This is a genomic window from Hymenobacter sp. UV11, from assembly GCF_004684095.1.
Lineage (GTDB): Bacteria > Bacteroidota > Bacteroidia > Cytophagales > Hymenobacteraceae > Hymenobacter.
On sequence record NZ_SRII01000001.1, the window covers coordinates 650,067 to 672,798 of the forward strand.

Here is a 22,732-nt window from a genome sequence, read left to right on the forward strand (position 1 = left end):
CGTTTTGGAAAGGTGGATTTTTACGCGCGGTAGGGCCACACGGGCCACGCGGTGCCCGCCGCGAAGTGCGTGAGGTGCGGCGGTAGTTCCAGCAAGCCATCGGCCACCAGCAGCCCGGCCAGGTCACCCGAGCCCGCGGTGGGGGTAGGGTGGGCCAGCAGGCGGCCATCGGTTCCCGGCTCAAGGCGCACGGCCAGGAAGCAGGTGAGCACCGGCTTGAACTCAACGGGCTCGGTGAGGACCGCAAACACCTGGGGTGCGGGCCCTACCCCCTGGCACTGGCGCAACCAGCCGCGCACGTAGCGGTAGTAGCCCGCGAAGGTGGCCACCGGATTGCCGGGCAGCGCAAATACTACTGCCCCGCCCGGCGCCTGCCCAAACCAGAACGGCTGGCCCGGCCGCTGCGCCACCCGATGAAAAATCTCCTCCACACCCAACTCGCGTAGCGCCTGCGGTAAAAAGTCAGCCTTGCCCTTCGACACGCCGCCGCTCAGCAGCACCGCGTCGAAGCCAGCCAGCAGCGGCGGCAGCTCCGCTTTCAGAGTGGCCAGGTCATCGTCAAAATGAAAAATTGTGCTTTCGGCGCCGTCCAGGGTTAGGGCGGCTTGCAGCATGTGAGCGTTGGAGCGCCGAATCTGGTGGGGGAGGGGCATATCCTCTACGGGCACTATTTCGTCGCCGGTGCTCACCACGGCTATGCGTGGGCGGCGAACCACGGCCAGCGTAGCCGCACCTACTGAGGCCGCTACCGCAATTTCGGCGGGGCTCAGCACGAGGCCGGGCGCCAGCAGGCGCGCGCCGGCCGGCTGGTCGCTGCCCTGGGGATGCACGTTGTGGCCCTGGCGGGGCGGGGCCACGCGCACGGTAGCGCGGCGCGGCTCATCGCTGCTAAAGTCCACGTCCTCGTAGCGCACCACCGTGTCGGTGCCGGGGGGTAGGGCCGCGCCGGTCATTATCTCGATGGCCGCCAGCGGGTCGGCCAGTGGCTGCGGCACGGCCCCGGCCAGCTGCGTACGCTCGATGCGAAAGGGGGCGTGGCCGGCCGCCAGCGCCTCAAAGCGCAGGGCAATGCCGTCCATCGTCACGCGGTTGTAGGGCGGAAAATCGCGGTCGGCCACTACGGTTTGGTGCAGCACGCGGCCAACGGCAGCGGCGAGCGGCACGGTTTCGGGGGGTAGGGGGCGGGCGGTAGCCAGCACCAGGCGGTAGGCGTCTGCGACGGAAAGCACGTAAGAAGGAGAAGTGGAAAGAAAAGCGAGCAAGCTAAATTCAAGCTATTTTCCCGCCGAATTGTTATGAAAGCTATGACTGAAAACCTTGCCCCCCGCACCAAGCACGCCGACCTCAGCCGCCCTGACCTCGGCGAATTTGCCCGCCACGAGTTGGCCTTTTTGGGGGCACCCTGCGGCGCTATTCAGGAGCTGGCTGCGGGCCTCACGGCCGCGCTGGCGCCGGCCGGCCACCGCGTGGGCTACGTCGATGCCGACCACGCCAGCGGCGACGCCGACGCGGCCCACACCCTGAGCCCGCTGCTGCAAGCCGGGGCTTTTGTGGAGGTGACGGATAAAATTCACTTCCGCCGCCGCGACGACCGGGGCGCCTTCGACCGCTTTGCGCAGCCCGAGCTGTTGGCCGGCGCCGACCTGGTGCTGGTGAACGGCAACCACTTCCGCGCCCGCCAGCAAATCGTGCTCATCGACCCGCGCAAGTCCTTGGACCACAAGCTAGATAAGCTGACCGACGTGCAGGCGTTCGTGCTGGCCGAGGGGGTAGGCGAAATCCCCGACTACCTACAGGCGCACTTGCCCCATCATGCCGGGCTACCCCGCTTTGCCCTGGCCGACGTGGCCGGCCTGGCCGCCTGGGTAGGGCAGTGGCTGGCCGCGCGCCGCGCCCCGTTGCGCGGCCTGGTGCTGGCCGGCGGCCTCAGCCAGCGCATGCAAACCGACAAGGGCCGCCTGCGCTACGGTGCCACCGGCCGCGAGCAGCGTGAAGTAGCCGCCGGCCTGCTGGCCGAGGTGTGCCAAGAAGTATTCGTGTCGTGCCGCGCCGAGCAGGCGGCCGAGCTGCCCGCCGGCCTCCAGCCGCTGCCCGATACCTTTCTGGGCTTGGGGCCGCTGGGCGGCATCCTGTCTGCGTTTCGGCGCGACCCGAATGCGGCGTGGCTGGTGCTGGCCTGCGACCTGCCGTTTCTGACGGAGGCTACCTTGCGCGAGCTGGTGGCGGGCCGCCAGCCCGGCCGCCTGGCCACGGCCTTTCAGAGCCCGAACAACGATTTTCCCGAGCCGCTCATCACCATTTTCGAGCCGCGCGCCTACCCCGAGCTGCTGCGCTTTCTGAGCCTGGGCTATTCGTGCCCCCGTAAAATGCTCATTAATAGTGATGTAGAGGTGCTGCCTACCCCCGATGGTGATGTCCTGCGCAACGTGAACACGCCTGCCGAGCGCGCGGCGGCCGAGCAGGCCTTGGGTTAAGGCCGGGGCCGGGTGCGGGGGTAGGCCGGCGGGCTCTAACTTGCAGGCCGTTGAAGGCGCGGCACCCATTGACCATGCCCGCCCCGGCGCCCGGCTATGAACGACGACGCTCGCCACTGGAAAGACCTGGCGCTCTACTGGAAAACGCACGCCAACTGGGACTTGCTGATAGCGGCCGGGTTTGGGATGCTGCTGGCGATACTGGTGCGCAGTCTGCTCGATAGGCCCCGCCACCTGCCCCGTGCCCGCGCCTGGCTGCTGGGGCTGTGGGTGCCCGCCGTGGTGGGCTTTGGCCTGACGGCCGCGCTCCACTACCAGAATCCGCTGTTTGCCAAGTGGTACCAGCTGTTTACGTATGGGGTGGTGGCCGCCGTGCTGTGGCGGGTGCGCCACTACCGGCCAGCAGCTACTATGCTGTGGGCCATTGCCCTGCCGGCGCTGTTTCGAGGTCTCGACGTAGGGCAGAAAACGTTGGGTATCCACTTCATCGGGGCGGTGGATGGGTATGTTAAAGTAGTCAGTAAAATAAGTGCCCCGCTGCTATTTGGGCTGTATGGGGTGGCGATGTACCAGAAGCAAAGCCTGGCTAAAGAGCAGGTGCGCCGCGCCGAGGAAGAGCGCCAGCGCCAGCTCACCGCCGCCCGCAATGCCGAGCTAGAGCGCCTGGTAACCGAGCGCACCGCTACCCTCACCCAGCAGGCCAGCGAGCTGCAAACGGCCCTGGCCGAGCTGCGCACCACGCAGCAGCAGCTTATTCAGAGCGAGAAAATGGCCAGCCTGGGCGAGCTCACGGCGGGCATTGCCCACGAGATTCAGAACCCGCTTAACTTCGTCAACAACTTCGCCGATGTGAGCACCGAGCTGGTGGTTGAGCTGGAAGCCGAGCAGGCCAGCCCTACCCCCGACCTCAGCCTCGAAGCCGAGCTGCTAGCCGACCTGCGCCACAACCTCACCAAAATAAACCAGCACGGCCAGCGGGCGGCCAGCATTGTGCGCGGCATGCTGGCCCACTCGCGCCAGAGTACTGGCGAGCGCCAGCCCACCGAGCTAAATGCCCTGGCCGACGAGTACCTGCGCCTGGCCTACCACGGCCTGCGGGCCAAGGATAAAACCTTCAACGCCACGCTCAAAACTGACTTTGCGGCCTTGCTGCCGCTGGTATCCGTGGTGCCCGGTGACCTGGGCCGGGTGCTGCTGAACCTCTTTACCAACGCCTTTTATGCCGTGCAAAAGCGCCAGCAGTGCGGCGTGGCCGGCTACGTGCCCACCGTGAGCGTGGCTACCCGCCGCGACGGCGACGAGGTGGAAATACGCGTTCGCGACAACGGCACGGGTATTCCCGAAGCCGTGCAGGCCAAGATATTTCAGCCCTTTTTTACTACCAAGCCCAGCGGCGAGGGCACAGGCCTGGGCCTGTCGCTGGCCCACGACATTGTGGTGCAGGGCCACGGCGGCACGCTCACCGTGGAAAGCCAGGAGGGAGAGTTTACCGAATTTGCCGTGCGGCTGCCGTTTCGGGCGGCTGGCTGACGTACTGGTTGCTGGGCCGGGATATGTTGCCGGCTTGCTTTTTACCTTACCGCGATTTCTACTGCTGGATAGGAACACTAAAACTGCCTTAACTAACTGATTTCATGGCCGACAGTGAGTTTTTTGTGACGGCCCCCATGGCTGCCGGGCTGGTGTATTGGGGGCGTAAAGCGCTGGATACGCCCACGCGCCTGCCGCAGTGGGACCGCTGGCTGGCGCGAGTCTGGCAGCCAATGGCAGTTCTCACAACGCTGGGGCTGCTGGTGGGCGGGCCGGTGATAGGCTGGCTCAACGACCTGTTTCTGGTAGTGGTGCTGGGCGTGGGTATTGCCATTGGCTGGCGGCTGCGGGCCTATCGGCCGGCCCTGTGGATGGTGGCGGGCCTGGTGCCCTACACCGCCTGCCAGGCGCTCGACCTGCTGCTGCGGCCCCTGGCGCCGGCCTGGTCAAAAAGCGATGTGCTGAACAATGCGCAGGGCCTGGCCCTGTGCTGGCTAGGCGTGCTGCTGCTGGTAGCCCGCAGCCAGGCCAAAAGCCTGAAGGCTGAGGCCCAGGTGCGCCAGCTGGCCGAGCAGGAGCAGCGCGCTATTGAGAGCCAGAACCAGACGCTCGAATACGAAGTTACCCAGCGCACGGCCGACCTGGCCCGCCAAACCGACGCGTTGCGCACCACGCTGCAAGAGTTACAGGAAACGCAGGACCAGCTCATTCAGCGCGAGAAAATGGCCAGCCTGGGTGAGCTCACGGCCGGCATTGCCCACGAGATTCAGAACCCGCTCAACTTCGTCAACAATTTCGCTGAGGTGAGTGCCGAGCTGGTAGCCGAGCTGGCCGAAGAGCGCGCCCGCCCTACCCGCGACCGCGCCCTCGAAACGGAGCTGCTGGCCGACCTGCGCCAAAACCTGGGCCGCATTGCGCAGCACGGCGGCCGGGCCTCGGGCATTGTGCGCGGTATGCTGGAGCACAGCCGCGCCAGCACCGGCGAGCGCGCTCTCACCGATATCAACCAGCTGGCCGACGAATACTTACGCCTGGCCTACCACGGCCTGCGGGCCAAAGACAAGTCGTTCAACGCCACCTTGCAGCCCGATTTTGCGCCCGCCCTACCCCCCGTAGAGGCGGTGAGTGGCGACGTGGGCCGGGTGCTACTCAACCTGCTCACCAACGCCTTTTATGCCGTGCAAAAGCGCCAGCAGCTGGGTGAGCCGGGCTACGCGCCCACCGTGGGCGTGGCCACCCGCCAGATAGGCGAAGCTGTGGAGATAAAGGTGAGCGACAATGGCACGGGCATTCCGGCCGAGCTGATGAGCCGAATATTTCAGCCCTTTTTCACCACCAAGCCCAGCGGCGAGGGCACGGGCCTGGGCCTCTCCCTCAGCCACGATATTATTACCAAAGGCCACGGCGGTACATTGGCAGTAGAAAGCTGCGAAGGCCAGGGCACGACATTTCGCATTACGCTGCCATTTTAGCAGCGCCGCGCATTCTTACCTTTACTTACCTATGAAAATCCTGGTGGTTGACGACGAGCCCGATGTGCGGCTGCTGTTCGAGCAGCGCTTTCGGCGCGAAATCCGCAGCGGCGAGTTTGAGTTTTCCTTTTCCTACTCGGGCGAGGAAGCCCTGACGTTTCTGCGCGACCATCCGTCGGAGGTTGTACTCATTCTGTCCGACATCAACATGCCCGGCATGAGTGGCCTCGAACTGCTGCGGCACGTCAAAACTGACCCCCTACCCCCCCCACCGCCGCTGGTGATGATGCTCACGGCCTACGGCGACACGGCCACCCACGACCAGGCTATGCAGCTAGGGGCCAACGACTTTCTGATTAAGCCGGTCGATTTTGCCGCGCTCAAGCAAAAGCTCCAAACTATCGCTACTACATGAAAACGAAAATTCTGGTTGTGGATGATGAAGCGGATTTAGAGCTGCTCATCAAGCAAAAGTTTCGCCGCAAAATCCGCGAGAACGCCTACGAATTCCTCTTCGCCGGCAACGGCCAGGAGGCCCTCGACTGCCTGCACGAGCACGCCGATATTGATATCGTGCTCTCCGACATTAACATGCCCGTGATGGACGGCCTCACGCTGCTCGGCCGCATGCACGAGAGCAACCCTATGACCAAAACCGTGATGGTATCGGCCTACGGCGACATGGAGAATATTCGGGCCGCCATGAACCGCGGGGCCTTCGATTTTGTGTGCAAGCCAGTTGACTTCAAGGACTTGGAGCTAACAATGGAGAAGACAATCGTGTACGTGCAGCAGCTGCACGACACGATGCGGGCCATTCAGGAGAATAATATCTTGAAGATGTACGTCGATGAAACGGTCATCAACTTCATGGCCCGGCCGGGCTTCGAAAATAAGCTCCTGGCCAGCGAAACGGTAGAGGCCACGGTAGTTTTTATGGATATCTGCGGCTTCACGTCGCTCTCCGAAACGCAGCCGGCCGTCACGGTAGTGTCGCTGCTCAACTCCTATTTCGACCAGATTGTGAAGGAGGTAATCGCGCACGGCGGCTACATCGACAAGTTTATGGGCGATGCCGTCATGGCCGTATTTCGCGGCGACTTCCACCTCGACCGGGCCATCGACGCGGCCCTGGTGGTGCGCGCCAAGCTGCAAGCTGCGCACGACACCCTGCCCGACGGCACCGACTACCACCCGGCCGTAAGCATCGGCGTCAATACCGGCGAAATGGTATCCGGCAATATCGGCTCGGCCTCCCTCAAGCGCCTGGACTACACCGTAATAGGCGACACCGTAAACGTGAGCCAACGCCTGCAATCGGCCGGCCAGCCCAACCAGATTGTCATCACCGACGTCATCTACGAGCGCGTTAAAGAGAGCTTTCAGTGCGAGCCCATCGGCGAGCTAAAGCTCAAAAACAAGGCCCACCCCATTATGACGTACGAGGTAGTAGCGTAAGGAGTGGTTAGAGCACGTTTGTCATTGCGAGCGCAACGAAGTGAAGCGCTCGCAATGACAAACGTGCTCTAATTACCCATTGCTCTGTAGCGCCTCGTTCTGGTGGCGTAGGCGCTGGCACAGCACCCGCAGGATGTTGCGCAGCACCTCGGGACGCTCTTCCATCACGTCGTAAAAATCTTCCTGGTCGAGGCGAAAGGCCGTTACTACCCCCTGCGCCACGGCCGACGCTGAGCGCGGCTCCGCATCGAGCAGCGCCAGCTCGCCAAAGAAGTCGCCCTTGCCAAACGTGGCAAGCAACTGCGGGCCGTTAAAAACGCCCACCTGGCCCTCGTACATAATAAAGAGCGAGCTGCCCAGGTCGCCCTTCGCAAAAATCTGCTGGCCGGCGGCGAAGCTGATTTCGTTCATAATCGGCACGATGCTGCTGAGCACGTTTTCGGGCGTTTCGGCAAAAAGGGCCGTTTGCTGCAGCACCTGCACGCGCTCGGTGGCGGTGATGTGCGAAGTAGTGGCGGCGTGGCTCATAAGCAGGGTGGCGAGGGTTTGATGAGCGGTATTCACTTGCTGATAAAGCGTGGGCTGCGTGGCAGCAAGCCGCGCCAGCTGGGCAAAGGCGCTTTCGCGCACCAGCGGGCTGGGGCTACGCAGGTGCGGCGAAAGCGCTGGCACGGTAGCGCTGCTGGGCTGCCATTCGTCGAGGGCCACGCGCACCGTCCAGTCCGAAAAGGCCGTTTCGCCGCGTTCCACAATAGTTTCTACAATGGGGGTAGGGGCCAGCAGCGGGCCCAGCAGGCGGTCGAAGGTGCGCTCTTTTTCGGCGGGTGGCGCCACGGCCAGCAGCGCCTGCAAGCCCTGGTAAGTGGGTCGGGCAATGCTGTTGTCGAGGATTTCGAGGGCGTTGGCTTGGCGCTCGCGGGCGGCGTGGGCCACCCCGCGCTGCGCATCGGCAATGAGCTGGGGCGGATAAATCTGGCCCAGCAGGGCAAAAACCCGCTGCTGCGTGCGGGTCAGCTCGTAGTCGAGGCAGCCCGCCAGCTCGGGGGTAGCGGTGGTTTGGCCGTGTAGCAGCTGCTGCGCCAGCAGCAGCTCATCGTGCACCAGCGCCTGAAACAATGGTACCTCGTGCGGTGCCACGTCAAAATGTCGCAACGCCCGCAGCGCGGCTTCGCGCCGGAATAAGTTGGGCTGCCGCGCCAGCGCCACCAGCAGCTGCCGGCTGGCGGGCGTGCGCAGGCGGCCGCACACCTGTGCCACGCGCCGCACCAGCGTTTGGTCGGGGTCAGCGTTCAGTACTTCGGCCAGGGTGGGTAGGGCAGTATTGCCGAGGCGCAACAGTTGCTGAGTGGCCGCCGCCCGGCGCGCTTTGCTGCTCAGCGCCTCAGTAAGCTGGCGAATATCGGCGGGGCTGGCGGGCGCCGGGGGGGTAGGGGCCTCAGCAGCAGTAGCGCCAGTATCGGTAACGTCCTCGGCGAAGCGCTGGCCCAGCGCGTGCTGAAGCTCCGCCACATACTGGTGGTAGGTGCGGGTCAATAGCCAGAGTACCACCAGCATAAAGGAGCCCATCCAGATAAAGGGCACCCACGTTTGGCCGCCCGGCAGCGCGTGCAGCGCAAACAGCAGCCCCCCGCCCAGCGCCATGCCCAGCGGCTCGTACACGCCCTTGGCCAGCGTGTGGGCCTGCAGGCGCTCGGGCACCGAAAGCGGCTGAAACAGCAGGAGGAATACCGGGTCAAATACGGCCCGTCGCAGTACTTCCAGCCCCAGGTACAGCCCGCAGAAATACCGCAGCAGCGCCCCGATATCGGCCCGGTCCTGGCCGGCGTACAGGGCCAGCCCGCCTAGTAGCGCTACGGGCAGCACCAGCAGCACCCACCGCACGCCCAGCCGGTCTACGGCGGTCTGCGAGAGCAGCAGCTTGAACAGCATCGCCAGCAAATACGTGACGACCAGCACGGTGCCTACGTACTGCATAATGGCAGCCTCATCGTGAAAGCGGTGCTTCACGTTCACAAAAAACAGGTACTCAATCCCCGTCGTCACGGCCGATAACCCCAGCAGACTCAGGCACATGATGAGGACCAGGCGGCTGTCGCCAAACCAGTCGCGCAGGCCCGGCGCTACCCCCTGCTGCCGTGCCCGGCGGCGGTCGGGCACGGCCTCTACCACGTGCGAGCTTAGCGTGGCGCGCAACGCCACCAGCGCCAGCAAATACGCCCCGAAGGCCGTGCCCAGCAGCCACGGCAGCTCCACGTTACTGTGAATGAAAATGGCCAGCACGGCGCCCATTGCCTTGGCCGGCATGTCGCCCGCGCTGATAATGCCAAACAGCCGCTTGCTCTGCCGCACATCAAACACCACCGCCGACACGCCCCAGAATTCCAGGTTGGTCAGCAAATAAATGACCCGGTAGCCCGCCATAATCGCAATAGCCGACGCTACCGAATGGCCCGTGGCCACCAGCACGCCCAGCACGCCCGCCAGGGCCACGGCCGCCAGCAGCACCCGCACCGCCAGCTTCTGCAGCAGCCAATGGTGCTCAAAATGCGCGTACACGCGGCCGGCGGCCAGCATGGCCAGCGCCGCCACCCCGTAGGCCAGCGGCAGGTTGCGCTCGGGGTTGTTCTCCAGCAGCAGCACGTTGGCCGCCACATACACCAGAATGGTGCCTGCCCCCAACAGGAAATTGTGTAAGAAAAACAGCCACACCGTGCGCCCTTCCTCGGGGCGCACGCCCAGCAGCCGCTGCCCACGCTCAGTTAGTGTCATGGGCCGCAAGTTAGGGTAAGTAGGCTTCTTTAAGCCCTAAAATCGCTTGTCATTGCGAGCGCAACGAAGTGAAGCGCGGCAATCTTTCCTTCACGTTAGGGGTAGTAATCCAACGATTAGGAAAGATTGCCGCGCTTCACTTCGTTGCGCTCGCAATGACGAAATGCTTGCTGGACAGCGAGCTTACGCCGCCCGCATCAGCTGTAAGGGCGACTTCTCAAACTTGCTGCGCGCGTAGCTTTCGGTAATCGTAAACTCGCCTACCCCCGCTTCGGATGGCATCTCAAACATGGCGTCGGTCATGATGCTCTCGCAGATGGAGCGCAGGCCGCGCGCGCCGAGGCGGTATTCATCGGCCCGCTCCACGATGTATTCGAGGGCTTCTTCCGTAAAGTCGAGCGCAATATTCTCCATGTTGAACAGCCGCTGGTACTGGCGCACCAGCGAGTTCTTGGGCTCGGTCAAAATCAGGCGTAGCGTGGCTTTGTCCAGCGGGTTGAGGTGCGTGAGCACGGGTAGGCGGCCAATTAGCTCGGGAATGAGACCGAATGATTTGATGTCTTGGGCCGACACATAGCGCAGGAAGTTCTGCGTGTCCACCTTCTCGCTCAGGTTGGTCTTCGAAAAGCCCATCGGCTTAGTATTGAGCCGGCTCTTGATAATGCGGTCGATGCCCGAAAATGCCCCACCGCACATAAACAGGATGTTCTCGGTATTCACCGAAATCATCTTCTGGTCGGGGTGCTTGCGGCCTCCCTGCGGCGGCACGTTGATGTGCGTGCCTTCCAGCAGCTTCAGCAAGGCCTGCTGCACGCCCTCGCCGCTCACGTCGCGCGTGATGCTGGGGTTGTCGCTCTTGCGGGCAATCTTGTCAATCTCGTCGATGTACACGATGCCGCGCTCGGCCGCTTCGAGGTTATAGTCGGCCGCTTGGAGCAGGCGCGTCAGGATGCTCTCTACGTCCTCGCCCACGTAGCCGGCCTCGGTCAGCACCGTGGCATCGGCAATGCAGAAGGGCACTTGCAGAATCTTGGCCAGCATGCGCGCAAGGAAGGTTTTGCCCGTCCCGGTTTCGCCCACCATGATGATGTTCGATTTTTCAATCACCACCTCGTCGGGTTGCGGCTTCTGCATCAGGCGCTTGTAGTGGTTGTACACCGCCACGCTCATCACGCGCTTGGCCTCGTCCTGGCCCACCACATACTGGTCGAGGTGGGTTTTGATTTCGCGGGGCTTGATGAGGTTAAACTTGGGCTGGCGGGCCTCAGCCTGCAGCTTGGTTTCTTCGCTCAAAATGTGCTGGGCCTGCGCCACGCACTTCTCGCAGATGTGGGCATTAATGCCCGAAATCATCACCGCGACATCGCGCTTGGGCTTATTACAGAAGGAGCAGGCTATTTCCGGCATCGGGTCAAAACTGGTAAACTAGGTAGCCAAAGCTACTTTCGGCGAAACGGGTTCAAAGATACGGCCGCTGGGAGCGTTTGCCCGGCCGCCTACCCCCTTGCCGGCCGCCAATCGACCGGTCGGGTAAGTACCAACCCCCGGCTGGCGGCAGATGTTGGGCCACCCGGTTAACCGCATGCGGCTCCCCGCTGCCGCGCATCCCACGTGGGCCCCGGTTGTGGCTGATTGCCAGCGTTAAGCGCCGGGTAAACCAGGTAGAATTACCTGTTGTTCCTCCTGCTCATTAGGGTTAGATTTGCTTCCCAGCCAGTTGAGTGCCGGCCGCTGACCTACGCCGGCTGCCGGCGTTGTGTAATTGCCCGGCGTGGGCTGCTTTCACCCGTTGCGGAGGGGGTAGGGCCCGGCCGCCCGGCCAGTGCCGCTTGCTTGCGCTACAGGAATCCTGTTCTAGTCCTTACCCCTCACTTTTTTTTGCTGACTATGAAAAACTGTTTCCTGATACTCTGCCTCCTCAGTAGCTGGGGCGCCGCGGCGCAGTCGCTGCCCGCCACGCCCCAGCGCCCCGTCACCGATACCTATTTTGGGCGGGCCGTGGTAGATAATTACCGCTGGCTCGAAGATACCAAGAGCCCCGAGGTGCTCGCCTGGTTCAAGGCCCAGGGCGATTACACCAAGCAGACGCTCGACCGGCTGCCGGGCCGCGATAGCCTACTCAGCGCCTTTGTGCGCTATGACCGATTGCGGCCGGCGCGCTACTCCGAAATCAGGAAGCGTGGCAACCGCTACTTCTACCGCAAAACGCTGCCCGCCGAAAAGGTGGGCAAGCTATACCTGCGGGAAGGCGCCACCGGCGCCGAAACCCTGCTTTTTGACCCCGTGGCCTACAACCCGGCCAAAACTTATTCCGTCACCGCCTTCACGCCCAGCAACAGCGGGCAGCAGCTGGTGGTGGGCCTGCAGGAAGGCGGCGCGGAGCTGTCTACGCTCCGCATTATGACGGTCGCCACCAAGGCGCTGCTGCCCGAAAGTATCGTGGCCGTATCGGGCGGTGGCGTCGACTGGCTGCCCACCGATACGGGTTTTCTGTACACGCCCAACAACTCTACCGACCCCAAAGACCCGCTGGGCAACCTCAATACCAAGGCTCGCCTGCACCGCCTGGGCACGCCGGCCTCGGCCGACCCCGAGCTTTTTTCGCGCGCTAAAAACCCGGCTTTTCCCATTCGGCCCGATGAGTACCCCTTTATCTATTTCTCCGACGACCACACCCAGGTCTACGCTGGTCTGGGCTCGGTCGATAACCGGCAGTACGTGTGGGTTGCTACCCCCGCCGATTTGGGCAAGCCCACCATTCCCTGGCAGCCGCTGGCCGTGCCCACCGACAGCGTCTACAGCTACCTGAAGCTGGGCGCCCAGCTGTACCTCTACAGCGTGAAGGGCGCCCCCAAGGGCCGCATTCTGGTCACCGACGCGGCCCATCCCAAGGTGGCCACGGCCACAGTGCTGCTGCCCGAGGGCTCGCGCAACATCACGGGCATCGTTTCTTCGAAGGACTATTTATTCGTCACGCTCAACGATGGCATCAATGACCACATCCGGCAGTACGACCCGCGCAGCCGCCAGTGGGCCGATGTGCCACTGCCCTTTAGCGGCACGGCCTACGTGCAGCCGCTCGACGCGCCCCGCAGCAATGCTGTGCTGCTAGGCATCACTTCCTGGAAGCAGCCCGCCACGCTCTATGACTATAATCCGGATAGCAAAAAGCTGGCTGTCAGTAATTTTGAAGTTAAGGCGGAATACCCCGGTGTGGCCGATTTGGTGGTCGAAGAAGTAGAAGTGCCCAGCCACGACGGCGCGATGGTGCCGCTCTCCCTCATCTACCGCAAGGGGCTCCAGAAGAATGGCCAGGCGATTTGCTTCATGGATGGCTACGGGGCCTACGGTATCTCGGCCGTGCCAGCTTTCAGTACGCGCTACCTGGCCATGCTCAACCAAGGCGTGGTCATCGCTGAAACCCACCCGCGCGGCGGCTCCGAGAAGGGCCAGAAGTGGTACCGCGCCGGCTACCAAACCACCAAGCCTAACACTTGGAAAGACTTCATTGCTTGCGGCGATTACCTAGTAAAAAATGGCTACACCAGCCCGAGCCACCTCATCGGCATGGGTACCAGCGCGGGCGGCATCCTCATCGGCCGCGCCATCACCGAGCGGCCCGATTTATTTGCCGCCGCCATCAGTAACGTGAGCTGCTCCAACATGCTGCGCCAGGAAAATACGCCTAACGGCCCCGTTAATGTGCCCGAATTCGGCTCCGTCAAAGACCCGGTGCAGTGCCAGGCGCTCTACGAGATGGATGCTTTTCAGCACGTGAAGCCCGGCACGAAGTACCCCGCCGTTATGTGCGTGGGCGGCATGAACGACCCCCGCGTGATAGTGTGGCAGCCGGGCAAGCTGGCTGCTGCCCTGCAAGCTGCTACCACCTCCGGCAAGCCCGTCCTCATGCAGGTCAACTACGACAACGGCCACTTCACCGAAGATAAAGCGGTGACCTTCCGCAACTTCGCCAATATGTACGCTTTCGCGCTCTGGCAGGCGGGCCACCCCAATTTTCAGCCCGCCACCGTGGCCGTTAAGTAAGCGCTTGCTACCCACAAAAAAGAGCCCTGACTTAATAGCCAGAGCTCTTTTTTAACCTAAACATTTAGCATTAACGCCGACTAAGGCGCCAATAGCTAAGCAGGCTTCTTTTCCAGCACCTCGTCAATCAGGCCGTATTCTTTGGCCTCGTCGGCACGCATCCAGTAGTCGCGGTCCGAGTTGTCGTGAATTTCCTGGTAAGTTTTGCCGGTGTGCTGCGCCAGAATGTCATACAGCTCTTTCTTGAGCTTCAGGATTTCGCGGGCCGTAATCTCAATGTCCGACGACTGGCCTTGCGCGCCGCCGCTGGGCTGGTGAATCATCACGCGGGCGTGGGGTAGGGCCGAGCGCTTGTCCTTGGCGCCACCTGCCAGCAGCACGGCGCCCATCGAGGCCGCCAGGCCGGTGCAGATGGTGGCCACGTCGGGGTTCACATACTGCATAGTGTCATAAATGCCCAGGCCAGCGTACACCGAGCCACCGGGCGAGTTGATATACAGCAGGATATCTTTCTTCGAGTCGGCCGACTCCAGGAACAGCATCTGTGCCGTCAGGATGTTGGCGATGTAGTCGTCTACGGCCGTGCCCAGGAAGATAATCCGGTCCATGATAAGGCGCGAAAACACGTCAATCTCCCGGAAGTTCTGGGGGCGCTCCTCAATTACCGAGCGGGTCATGTTGCTCGGCATGATGAGACCACCGCGCGTCTGGCCTTCCACGTTGTTAATGTATTGGTCCACGGCCAAACCGTTGAGGCCCTGATGCTTTACAGCAAATTTGCGAAACTCTTGTTTATTCAGCATGGGAAATAAGTAGGGGGGTAGGCCGCAGCCCGCCCGTGTTCAGATACTAAAAGACGGGTAGGGGGGTGGAATGTTGTAAACGTACTGCGTACAACACAAAAAAGCCCTTACGCAGGGCGTAAAGGCTTTTCTACTCTCAATCAAACCAAAGGCTAGCCCTCGTTCTGGTTGCGAAATTCTTCGGCCGTTACGGGCTCATCCGTAACAACAACTTTGCCACGCAGGGCCTCCACTACTTTCTCTGCCAGAATGGCCTCGTACTCCTGCACGTAGTTCTTGCCGTTCTCCTGCTTGAGATAGTTGTCGGCGAAACCCGCCATGCCCTGGCGCATCTCGTCGGTCAGCTGCATGCCGCCGCCAAACTGCCCCAGAATCTTGTCTAGCACGCGGTCGCGGATTTCATCGGTCTCTACTTTGAGGCCCATGTCTTCCACCACTTTGTTGCGGATGAGGCTCCACTTCAGCTCGCGCTCGTAGTCGTTGTAGTGCTGCTCCACGGTGGCAGCATCAAGCTTGCCTTCGTTGGCGCGCACCAGCCACTTCTTGAAAAACTCGGTCGGAATCTGAATCGGCGTGGCGTCAATCATCGCATCGATGAGGCGACGGTTCACCAGGTTGTCCGACTCGCGGTCGTAGTTCGACTGCACCGTTTCGCGCACCTTGGTGTCAAACTCTTCTTTCGAAGCCACCGACTCGGGGCCAAATACCTTATCGAACAGCTCCTGGTTTTCTTCCGGGGCGGCCGTGCGGTTGATTTTCTCCACCTCGAACTCGTACTCGCCGGTGGCGCCGCTAGCCTCTTCCTTGCTCAGGCCCGAGAAGCTGCGGATGGCGCCCGCGTCGCCGCCGAATGCTTCGCCCAGGTCAAAGGTCAGCGTGTCGCCGGCCTTCACGCCCACGAAACGCTCCTGGCCGCTGGTCACTTTATTGATGGGTAGGAGCACCGTCTGGCCTTCGCCCTCGGCACCGGCCTTCTTCAGCTTGCCAAACAGGTAGTCGTCGGCTTCGGAAGCCTCGGGGTTGGTAGTCTCGCCAAACTGACGGGTAATTTGCTCGTGCGTCTCCGCCAGGGTAGCGTCGTCGAGGCTGATGGCCGGGCGCTTCAGCTCTACCTGCTGGTCGGCGGGCAGCTCGAAGTCGGGCAGCAAGCCCAGCTCAAACTGGAAGTCGAAGACCTTAGCCGTGTCGAAGTCCACGTCGCTAGGTACGGGAATAGGCTCACCCAGAATTTTAACGTTGTTGTCTTTCAGGTAGCCATCGACCGTGCTACCGAGCAGGCGGTTGATTTCGTCGGCCAGGATGCCTTTGCCGTACATTTTGCGCACCAGGCCAGCGGGTACTTTGCCGGGGCGGAAGCCCTTGAACTGCGCCTTTTTGCTGGTTTCCTTGATTTGCTTCTCCACAGCGTCGCTGTAGTCGGCTTCGTCGAGGTGCACGTTCAGCAGCCCGGTTAGCTGCTCCTCATTGCGGTCAAGCGTAATATTCAAAACGGTGGGAGCAAGCTGGTGCTTGCCAGTCGGAAAGGTTAAAAAAAAAGCCCCCAACTACGTAGCCAGGGGCCTATTCAACTTGAAAAGTGCGGATGGAGGGACTCGAACCCACACACCGTAAGGAACTAGAGCCTAAATCTAGCGCGTCTACCAATTTCGCCACATCCGCGGGTGCAGCCGTTCGCTGCGGGGCCGCAAAGGTACTGAGTATTCCCTAGCCACGCAAGTGTAGGATAAGCTTTAGCTTGTCGAGCGTTGAAGAGTCTAGCGTAAGACAAGCTAAAGCTTATCCTACCCCCTTGTCACCTTTTAGCGCGCTAGCTTGTTATTTGCGGTACCATGCCTCCCGTAATTGACCTCGAAGCCGAGCGCCAGGAAATCCTGCGCCAGTACCGTCGCTTGCTGCGCACGGCCAAGCCCTATCTGCACGACGGCGATACCAAGCTGATTAAGAAGGCGTTCAACCAAAGCCTGGAAGCGCATAAAGACATGCGCCGCAAGTCGGGCGAGCCTTATATCCTGCATCCGCTGGCCGTGGCCCAGATTGCGGTGGAGGAAATCGGCCTAGGCACCACCAGCATTGTAGCGGCTCTGCTGCACGATGTAGTGGAAGATACGCCTACCGAAATTTCGGATATCGAACGCGATTTCGGTCCGAAAACGGCGCGCATCATCGATGGGCTAACCAAAATTTCGGGCGTCTTCGAATATGGCTCTAGCGAGCAGGCCGAGAACTTTCGCAAGATGCTACTCACGCTGAGCGAAGATGTGCGCGTGATTCTCATCAAACTCGCTGACCGCCTGCACAACATGCGGACCCTAGACTCGATGCCGCGCCACAAGCAGCTCAAAATTGCCAGCGAAACCATCTACCTCTACGCGCCGCTGGCTCATCGCCTGGGTCTCTACGCCATCAAAACGGAGCTGGAGGACCTGCACCTCAAGTACACCGATACCGAGATTTATGCTGAGCTGAAAGGCAAAGTCAAGCAAAGCCAGAGCGCCCGCAACCGCTTCATCAAGGAGTTTGTGCACCCCATTGATGAGGAGTTGAAAGCGCAGGGCTTCCACTACGAAATCAAGGGTAGGCCGAAGAGTATCTATTCGATTCTCAAGAAGATGCGTAAGCAAAACGTCACCTTCGAGGAGGTGTACGACCTTTTTGCCATCCGCGTCATTCTCGATGTGCCGCCCGAGCAGGAAAAGGCCGCCTGCTGGCAGGTGTACTCCATCGTGACGGACTTTTACCAGCCCAACCCCGACCGTCTGCGCGACTGGGTAAGCACGCCCAAAGCCAACGGCTACGAGAGCCTGCACACCACCGTGATGTCGCACCCCGGCCAGTGGGTAGAGGTGCAAATTCGCTCGCGGCGCATGGACGACATTGCCGAGAAAGGCTACGCCGCGCACTGGAAATACAAGGATACCGGCAGCCTGCAGCCCGAATCGACGCTCGAAGCCTGGGTCAACCGCGTGCGCGAAATGCTGGAAACCAACAACTCCAGTGCGCTGGAGTTCATGGACGAGTTCCGCCAGAACCTGTTCGTAAAGGAGGTTTACACGTTCACGCCCAAGGGTAAGCTCATTATTTTGCCCGATAAGGCCACGGCGCTAGATTTTGCCTTCGATATTCACACCCACATCGGCCTGCACTGCCTCGGGGCCAAGGTTAACCAGAAGCTGGAGCCGTTTAGCTACCAGTTGCGCAATGGCGACCAGGTCGAAATCCTGACCTCGCACAAGCAGCGCCCTACCTCCGAGTGGCTCACGTATGTGATTACGAGCAAGGCCAAAACCCGTATTAAGGATTTTCTGCGCGACGACAAGCGCGCCAAGGCCGACGATGGCAAGTTCATCCTGGAAAAGCGTCTGGAGCTGATTGGCGTAGACAACACGCCTGAGAATCTGCAGCGCGTGCTGGCGTATTTCAACGTCCCTACCCCCTCGGAATTCTACTATCGGCTGGCCGTAGGGCAGTTGGATGGCCGCGAAATCCGCGACTCGCTCTTCAAAACAACTACTGCGGTTTCGCGCGCCAATTCGGTACTCGAACCCAAGAAATTTGACCACGAGGTGCAGAAAATCAGGGGTGTACGCCCCGATATGCTCGTGGTAGGCGAACGCACCGACAAGTTCAATCACAGCTTAGCGCGGTGCTGCAACCCGATTCCGGGCGACGACGTGTTTGGCTTCGAAACCGAAACCGGCCTCATCATTCACCGCACCAGCTGTCACCGCGCCGTCGATTTGATGTCGAACTACGGCAACCGCATCGTGCGCGCCAAGTGGACCGACCAGTTGGAGCTAGCCTTTCTGGCCGGCATCCGGTTAAAGGGTTCTGACCGGGTAGGGATTGTGAACGACGTGACGCGCATCATCTCCACCAGCCTCAAGGTGAACATGCGTTCCATCACCGTTGACTCGAATGATGGGTTCTTTGAAGGCCAGATTATGGTGTTCGTCAACGACACCGACCACCTCAATAAGCTCATCCAGCGCTTAAGTAAAGTAAATGGAGTGCTGCAAGTAGAGCGCTTCGAGTCGTGAGCGAGATACCCGCCATTACCGTGTACGGTACCGGCGTAAATGCCCGCACGCAATGCGCCCACTGGCACTCGGAGCGCGATATTATCGCCATCAAGTTCAAGTGCTGCGATACCTATTACGCCTGCATCGACTGCCACCGCGAGGCCACCGACCACGCGCCCATAGTGTGGCCGCGGGCCGAATTCGGGAAAGAGGCTATTTATTGCGGTAATTGTCGCCACACGCTCAGTATCAATGACTACCTGGCGTGCGATAATACGTGCCCGGTGTGCCAGGCCGCCTTCAATCCTGGCTGCGCCAAGCACTACCCCCTCTATTTTGCGCAATAAAACTTAATGCGCGCGTCGTGGCTTATAAGATGCCCATTACCCACAACCTAGTATCCCAGTGAATAAAACACAAATAGCTCCTCCGTCGACCGATGAGGTAGAGCAGGGGGTAGGCGGCTCTTCCGAAACCGGCTACGCGGCCCGGCACACGCCCAGCGCCGCCAGCCAGGCCCCGCTAAATACCGACCGGCTCGAAGAGGTTAAAAAAATCTTCACCGCTTACCTCGAAAATAAGGGCTTGCGCAAAACCGCCGAGCGCTACGCTATCCTCGAAGAAATTTACGTCCGCTCGGGCCACTTCGATGTAGAAGAATTGTACGCGGGCATGAAGGAGCGCAACCTGCAAGTGAGCCGCGCCACCGTCTATAATACGCTTGATTTGCTGGTAGAGCAGGGCTTGGTCAGCAAGCATCAGTTTGGCCGCAACTTAGCGCAATATGAAAAAAGCTACGGCTATCGGCAGCACGACCACGTTATTTGCACCGAATGCCATAAGGTGGTAGAGTTCTGCGACCCGCGCATTCACGGCATCCAAACGATGGTTGGGGACTTGCTCAACTTTCATATTCTGCATCACTCCCTAAATTTGTACGGCATTTGCGGCGATTGCCGCGCCAAAGCCGCCGCCCATCCTCCTGCCTCCGAGCCCGGCAAACCCGCGTAGATGACCACCACCAGCACCCTTACAGACGGCATTCTCTATCTTTCCCTAGCCGGCGACCTCGTCGGCAGCCCCGATACCCAGCAGTTGCTGGCGGCCGTAGACGAATATCTTGGTGAGGCCGTCACCAATTGCGCCGTGGACCTTTCAAGTGTTCGCTATATCAACAGCACGGGCATTGGCGTCTTGGTTTCGCTACTCACCAAGTTTCGTAGCCGCGGCGGCGAAATGGTTCTCATTAACCCCGCCGACCACCCCAAAAAAATGCTGGCGCTTACCAAGCTAACCAATATCTTCACTATAGCTGCCAACGAGGCCGCCGCCCGTCAGCAAATCTTACTAGCCGCCTCCTAGGCGGCTATTTTTTTGGCTTACTAAAGAAGTGGGCCAGACCTTTGACCCAAAAGGTATTTCGCAAACCCTACCCCCCCCCATGCAACCCAGACCATTATCAGCCAGCGATTGCGCGTTGATAATGGCTCATTGATAATTTACAATCATGCCCGTAGACGTATTAGTAGGCCTCCAGTGGGGCGACGAAGGAAAAGGAAAAATCGTGGACGTGCTAGCGCCCACCTATGATGCCGTAGCCCGCTTCCAGGGCGGCCCCAACGCTGGCCACACCCTCACCTTCGATGGCCTCAAGCACGTGCTGCACCAGGTGCCGAGCGGCATCTTCCATCCCCACATCCTCAACATCGTTGGCAATGGCGTGGTGCTCGACCCTGTCGTGTTCCGCGGCGAGCTGCAAAAGCTCACCGATAGGGGAGTAGACTGGAGCAAGAACCTGTACATCTCCAAAAAAGCGCAGCTCATTCTGCCCTCGCACCGCGCCCTCGACCGCATCAGCGAGGAGGCCCGTGGCAACACCAAAATCGGTAGCACCCTCAAAGGTATCGGCCCCACGTACTCAGATAAAATTGGGCGGGTAGGGCTGCGCGTCAGCCACATCCTGCTTCCCGATTTTCAGGAGCGCTACCAAGAAGCCGTTGCTCACCACGCCAGCATCGCTAGTCATTATAATAAGGAGTTAGAAATCGCCGAGTTCGAAGCCGATTTCTTCTCTGCCGTCGAGTTCCTGCGTGGCCTCCAGCTCATCGATACAGAATACCTGCTCAACGACCTTCTTTCTAAGGGCAAGCGCATCCTCGCCGAAGGCGCCCAGGGTTCGTTATTAGATATTGACTTTGGCACCTACCCCTACGTCACCTCGTCGAGCACTATCGCCGCTGGCGCCTGCACCGGCCTCGGCATTGCCCCCCGCCATATAGATAAGGTATACGGCATCACTAAAGCCTACTGCACGCGCGTTGGCAGCGGCCCATTTCCCACCGAGCTGCTCGATGAAGTAGGTGAAGAAATCCGCCAGGCTGGCCGTGAGTTTGGCTCCACCACCGGCCGCCCCCGTCGCACCGGTTGGATAGACCTGCCTGCTCTCCGCTACGCCATTATGCTCAACGGCGTCACGGAGCTACACCTTATGAAAGCTGACGTCCTCGACGGCTTCGCCGAAATCCAGGCTTGCACTCACTACCGCACCGCCACCGGCGAAAGCACTACTAATCTTCCCGACCCCGGCCAGCTCGAAACCATCACGCCCGAATACCAAGCTATCCCCGGCTGGAACACCGACCTCACCCAGGTCACCGACGCCGCCCAGTTCCCCCAGCAGTTGAAGGACTACCTGGCATTCTTAGAAAAGGAATTGCAAGTGCCTATCCGCATCGTTAGCGTTGGGCCCGACCGGGTAAGCACACTCTTTCGCTAAATTTTAGCCAGCTGGACGTAGCAGATGTTGCAGGAAGTGCCTCTAACCGACCAGCTCGATTGGGTAAGTAAGCTACCTCAGGAATTCGATGTGTACCTAAAAATTCTGTTCCCTATCGGAATAGACCATCACATTCCGTTAGAAGAGTATTCCTTCAAAAGAAAAACCATAGCGGAGCTAAATGCCCGCGCCGCCTTCTGGAGGAAGTACGGTATCGGCAGTCCAGCAGCTAACGACGAAGGATTGACCCCCATCAAATACTGCGAACTGGCACAAATCTGGGGCATCCCTTATAACGACAGCTTCACGCCTGACCACATTAGCGCTCGTTTTGGTGAGTAGCCACCCAACTTAAGAGAAAGTAAGCAGCTGAACGAAGCATTCGTTCAGCTGCTTGTTCAGGTCATTGGTCCCATAATCCCAGTCTATTTCTCCGGCTCTATAGAAAATGGCGATTACCACTGGGTAGATGAACTCCCTACAGACTGGCTGGAAAAAGGAGTAATCGCAGACCTAGCCCATATTTATCACCGTGACGGCCAGTTTCCCGGCTACATCTTTGACCTTGAACATACTTGGTGCTTGATACACACAGAGTTCACCGAATTTGTAGTGATAGGCTGTCCTTACCATGTAGCGACTAGGGTAGTAGCTGATGAAAGACTAGAAGTGCTGTATGTAGATGGATTACCTGCCTGAATAACCAAAGCATAATGAATTTTCTCCGACACAGTCAGTCAGTTACAACCATGCCTTAAGCTATTTCGTAAACCAAAGCTTGCCCGCTCAAAAAATCATTCTACCTTTGCAGTCCCAAACGGCAAAAGGCCTACGGACAGCACCAGGACGCAGGTTCTAGGCAAACTTGACAAGGCATTTGAATCTTCAATTAGTTGGCAAAATCTATTAGTTGTGCTTTCTAAATGAGGTTTAAAAAAGAAATTTTTTAAACCTCTTGCAAAATCAGAAGGTGTTTTCTTATCTTTGCAGCCCGCTTCAACCGGAAGCGAATAAACTTGAAAAGCTTAAAACGAAAAAAGAAATATTTTTTTCGCCTAAAACTTGGAAAGTCAAAAAAATAAGTTACCTTTGCACTCCCAATCGCAAACAAGGCTTGCAAACGGCAAGCCAGGGCTAATAAAACAGCCCACCAAGTCGCCTCAATAGGAAGCGGCACATGTTCTTTGAATGTTGGAAACAGACAAAATAGTAAGTGAGCTAAGGGCGCAAGTTCTTGGCGAAACAAGCAAAATCGAAGTAAACGACCACGTGTCGATTAACGAGCGAGGGTAGCATCTCGACATCAGCCATAGTTCGCTATGGTGCAGGAATTTTTACAATGGAGAGTTTGATCCTGGCTCAGGATGAACGCTAGCGGCAGGCCTAA

18 protein-coding genes and 1 tRNA gene are annotated in these 22,732 nt (G+C 59.8%); 12 read left to right on the top strand and 7 right to left on the bottom strand.

Annotated features, from left to right (window positions below; translation table 11 throughout):
• Positions 1-20: 20 nt before the first annotated feature.
• Positions 21-1,229, bottom strand: a complete 1,209-nt coding sequence (locus E4631_RS02555) for a molybdopterin molybdotransferase MoeA (protein WP_133658519.1) — start codon at positions 1,227-1,229, stop codon at positions 21-23.
• Positions 1,230-1,304: 75 nt separating this feature from the next.
• Between E4631_RS02555 and E4631_RS02560 the strand changes: the two genes are divergently transcribed.
• The 5 genes from E4631_RS02560 to E4631_RS02580 all read left to right on the top strand — a co-directional run bounded on the left by E4631_RS02560 (position 1,305) and on the right by E4631_RS02580 (position 6,934).
• Positions 1,305-2,474, top strand: a complete 1,170-nt coding sequence (locus E4631_RS02560; RefSeq protein ID WP_133658520.1) for an NTP transferase domain-containing protein — start codon at positions 1,305-1,307, stop codon at positions 2,472-2,474.
• Between the two features lie 96 nt (positions 2,475-2,570).
• A complete protein-coding gene (locus E4631_RS02565) occupies positions 2,571-4,004 on the top strand; it encodes an ATP-binding protein (RefSeq protein ID WP_240734621.1) in 1,434 nt (477 codons plus the stop codon).
• 104 nt (positions 4,005-4,108) lie between these two features.
• Positions 4,109-5,476 carry a sensor histidine kinase gene (locus E4631_RS02570; RefSeq protein WP_240734623.1) on the top strand — a complete coding sequence of 456 codons (1,368 nt, stop codon included), beginning with the start codon at positions 4,109-4,111 and terminating at the stop codon, positions 5,474-5,476.
• Between the two features lie 31 nt (positions 5,477-5,507).
• Positions 5,508-5,891, top strand: coding sequence for a response regulator (locus E4631_RS02575; RefSeq protein WP_133658521.1), 384 nt, complete (start codon positions 5,508-5,510; stop codon positions 5,889-5,891).
• Positions 5,888-6,934 (top strand): adenylate/guanylate cyclase domain-containing protein, encoded by a 1,047-nt coding sequence (locus E4631_RS02580; protein WP_133658522.1) that lies wholly within the window; start codon positions 5,888-5,890, stop codon positions 6,932-6,934. Before E4631_RS02575 ends, E4631_RS02580 begins: the two co-directional genes overlap by 4 nt.
• A gap of 72 nt (positions 6,935-7,006) precedes the next feature.
• Here E4631_RS02580 and E4631_RS02585 read toward each other — a convergent pair whose 3' ends face one another.
• Positions 7,007-9,703 (bottom strand): cyclic nucleotide-binding domain-containing protein, encoded by a 2,697-nt coding sequence (locus E4631_RS02585; RefSeq protein ID WP_133658523.1) that lies wholly within the window; start codon positions 9,701-9,703, stop codon positions 7,007-7,009.
• A 183-nt stretch (positions 9,704-9,886) separates the two neighbouring features.
• Positions 9,887-11,110, bottom strand: a complete 1,224-nt coding sequence (gene clpX, locus E4631_RS02590) for an ATP-dependent Clp protease ATP-binding subunit ClpX (RefSeq protein WP_133658524.1) — start codon at positions 11,108-11,110, stop codon at positions 9,887-9,889.
• 480 nt (positions 11,111-11,590) lie between these two features.
• On the opposite strand from clpX, the gene E4631_RS02595 reads away from it, so the two are divergent.
• On the top strand, positions 11,591-13,747 hold the full coding sequence (locus tag E4631_RS02595; RefSeq protein WP_133658525.1) for a prolyl oligopeptidase family serine peptidase: 2,157 nt from the start codon (positions 11,591-11,593) through the stop codon (positions 13,745-13,747).
• Between the two features lie 95 nt (positions 13,748-13,842).
• On the opposite strand, the gene E4631_RS02600 is transcribed toward E4631_RS02595, so the two are convergent.
• The 3 genes from E4631_RS02600 to E4631_RS02610 form a co-directional block, all read right to left on the bottom strand.
• On the bottom strand, positions 13,843-14,550 hold the full coding sequence (locus tag E4631_RS02600; protein ID WP_133658526.1) for a ClpP family protease: 708 nt from the start codon (positions 14,548-14,550) through the stop codon (positions 13,843-13,845).
• A 152-nt stretch (positions 14,551-14,702) separates the two neighbouring features.
• Positions 14,703-16,037, bottom strand: a complete 1,335-nt coding sequence (gene tig / locus E4631_RS02605; RefSeq protein WP_133658527.1) for a trigger factor — start codon at positions 16,035-16,037, stop codon at positions 14,703-14,705.
• A gap of 90 nt (positions 16,038-16,127) precedes the next feature.
• A tRNA-Leu gene (locus tag E4631_RS02610) sits at positions 16,128-16,209 on the bottom strand.
• A gap of 170 nt (positions 16,210-16,379) precedes the next feature.
• Between E4631_RS02610 and E4631_RS02615 the strand changes: the two genes are divergently transcribed.
• The 6 genes from E4631_RS02615 to E4631_RS02640 all read left to right on the top strand — a co-directional run bounded on the left by E4631_RS02615 (position 16,380) and on the right by E4631_RS02640 (position 21,687).
• A complete protein-coding gene (locus E4631_RS02615; RefSeq protein ID WP_133658528.1) occupies positions 16,380-18,587 on the top strand; it encodes a bifunctional (p)ppGpp synthetase/guanosine-3',5'-bis(diphosphate) 3'-pyrophosphohydrolase in 2,208 nt (735 codons plus the stop codon).
• Entirely contained in the window at positions 18,584-18,916 is a 333-nt protein-coding gene (locus E4631_RS02620; RefSeq protein ID WP_205704192.1) for a CHY zinc finger protein, read from the top strand. Before E4631_RS02615 ends, E4631_RS02620 begins: the two co-directional genes overlap by 4 nt.
• Before the next feature lie 208 nt (positions 18,917-19,124).
• Positions 19,125-19,580: a Fur family transcriptional regulator gene (locus tag E4631_RS02625; protein WP_133658571.1), complete on the top strand. Its 456-nt coding sequence runs from the start codon at positions 19,125-19,127 to the stop codon at positions 19,578-19,580.
• A complete protein-coding gene (locus E4631_RS02630; protein ID WP_133658529.1) occupies positions 19,581-19,931 on the top strand; it encodes an STAS domain-containing protein in 351 nt (116 codons plus the stop codon).
• A 145-nt stretch (positions 19,932-20,076) separates the two neighbouring features.
• Positions 20,077-21,345 (top strand): adenylosuccinate synthase, encoded by a 1,269-nt coding sequence (locus tag E4631_RS02635; protein ID WP_133658530.1) that lies wholly within the window; start codon positions 20,077-20,079, stop codon positions 21,343-21,345.
• A 24-nt stretch (positions 21,346-21,369) separates the two neighbouring features.
• Positions 21,370-21,687: a hypothetical protein gene (locus tag E4631_RS02640; RefSeq protein WP_133658531.1), complete on the top strand. Its 318-nt coding sequence runs from the start codon at positions 21,370-21,372 to the stop codon at positions 21,685-21,687.
• A gap of 604 nt (positions 21,688-22,291) precedes the next feature.
• Here E4631_RS02640 and E4631_RS02645 read toward each other — a convergent pair.
• Positions 22,292-22,591 carry a hypothetical protein gene (locus E4631_RS02645; RefSeq protein WP_135318579.1) on the bottom strand — a complete coding sequence of 100 codons (300 nt, stop codon included), beginning with the start codon at positions 22,589-22,591 and terminating at the stop codon, positions 22,292-22,294.
• Positions 22,592-22,732: the final 141 nt, after the last annotated feature.

What these genes read in the sequence shown, in the direction of transcription:
- E4631_RS02560 (WP_133658520.1), top strand. Translation starts at nt 1,305, where the DNA reads ATGACTGAAAACCTTGCCCCCCGCACCAAGCACGCCGACCTCAGCCGC.
- E4631_RS02565 (WP_240734621.1), top strand. Translation starts at nt 2,571, where the DNA reads ATGAACGACGACGCTCGCCACTGGAAAGACCTGGCGCTCTACTGGAAA.
- E4631_RS02570 (WP_240734623.1), top strand. Translation starts at nt 4,109, where the DNA reads ATGGCCGACAGTGAGTTTTTTGTGACGGCCCCCATGGCTGCCGGGCTG.
- E4631_RS02575 (WP_133658521.1), top strand. Translation starts at nt 5,508, where the DNA reads ATGAAAATCCTGGTGGTTGACGACGAGCCCGATGTGCGGCTGCTGTTC.
- E4631_RS02580 (WP_133658522.1), top strand. Translation starts at nt 5,888, where the DNA reads ATGAAAACGAAAATTCTGGTTGTGGATGATGAAGCGGATTTAGAGCTG.
- E4631_RS02585 (WP_133658523.1), bottom strand. Translation starts at nt 9,703, where the DNA reads ATGACACTAACTGAGCGTGGGCAGCGGCTGCTGGGCGTGCGCCCCGAG.
- clpX (WP_133658524.1), bottom strand. Translation starts at nt 11,110, where the DNA reads ATGCCGGAAATAGCCTGCTCCTTCTGTAATAAGCCCAAGCGCGATGTC.
- E4631_RS02595 (WP_133658525.1), top strand. Translation starts at nt 11,591, where the DNA reads ATGAAAAACTGTTTCCTGATACTCTGCCTCCTCAGTAGCTGGGGCGCC.
- E4631_RS02600 (WP_133658526.1), bottom strand. Translation starts at nt 14,550, where the DNA reads ATGCTGAATAAACAAGAGTTTCGCAAATTTGCTGTAAAGCATCAGGGC.
- E4631_RS02615 (WP_133658528.1), top strand. Translation starts at nt 16,380, where the DNA reads ATGCCTCCCGTAATTGACCTCGAAGCCGAGCGCCAGGAAATCCTGCGC.
- E4631_RS02630 (WP_133658529.1), top strand. Translation starts at nt 19,581, where the DNA reads ATGACCACCACCAGCACCCTTACAGACGGCATTCTCTATCTTTCCCTA.
- E4631_RS02635 (WP_133658530.1), top strand. Translation starts at nt 20,077, where the DNA reads ATGCCCGTAGACGTATTAGTAGGCCTCCAGTGGGGCGACGAAGGAAAA.
- E4631_RS02640 (WP_133658531.1), top strand. Translation starts at nt 21,370, where the DNA reads ATGTTGCAGGAAGTGCCTCTAACCGACCAGCTCGATTGGGTAAGTAAG.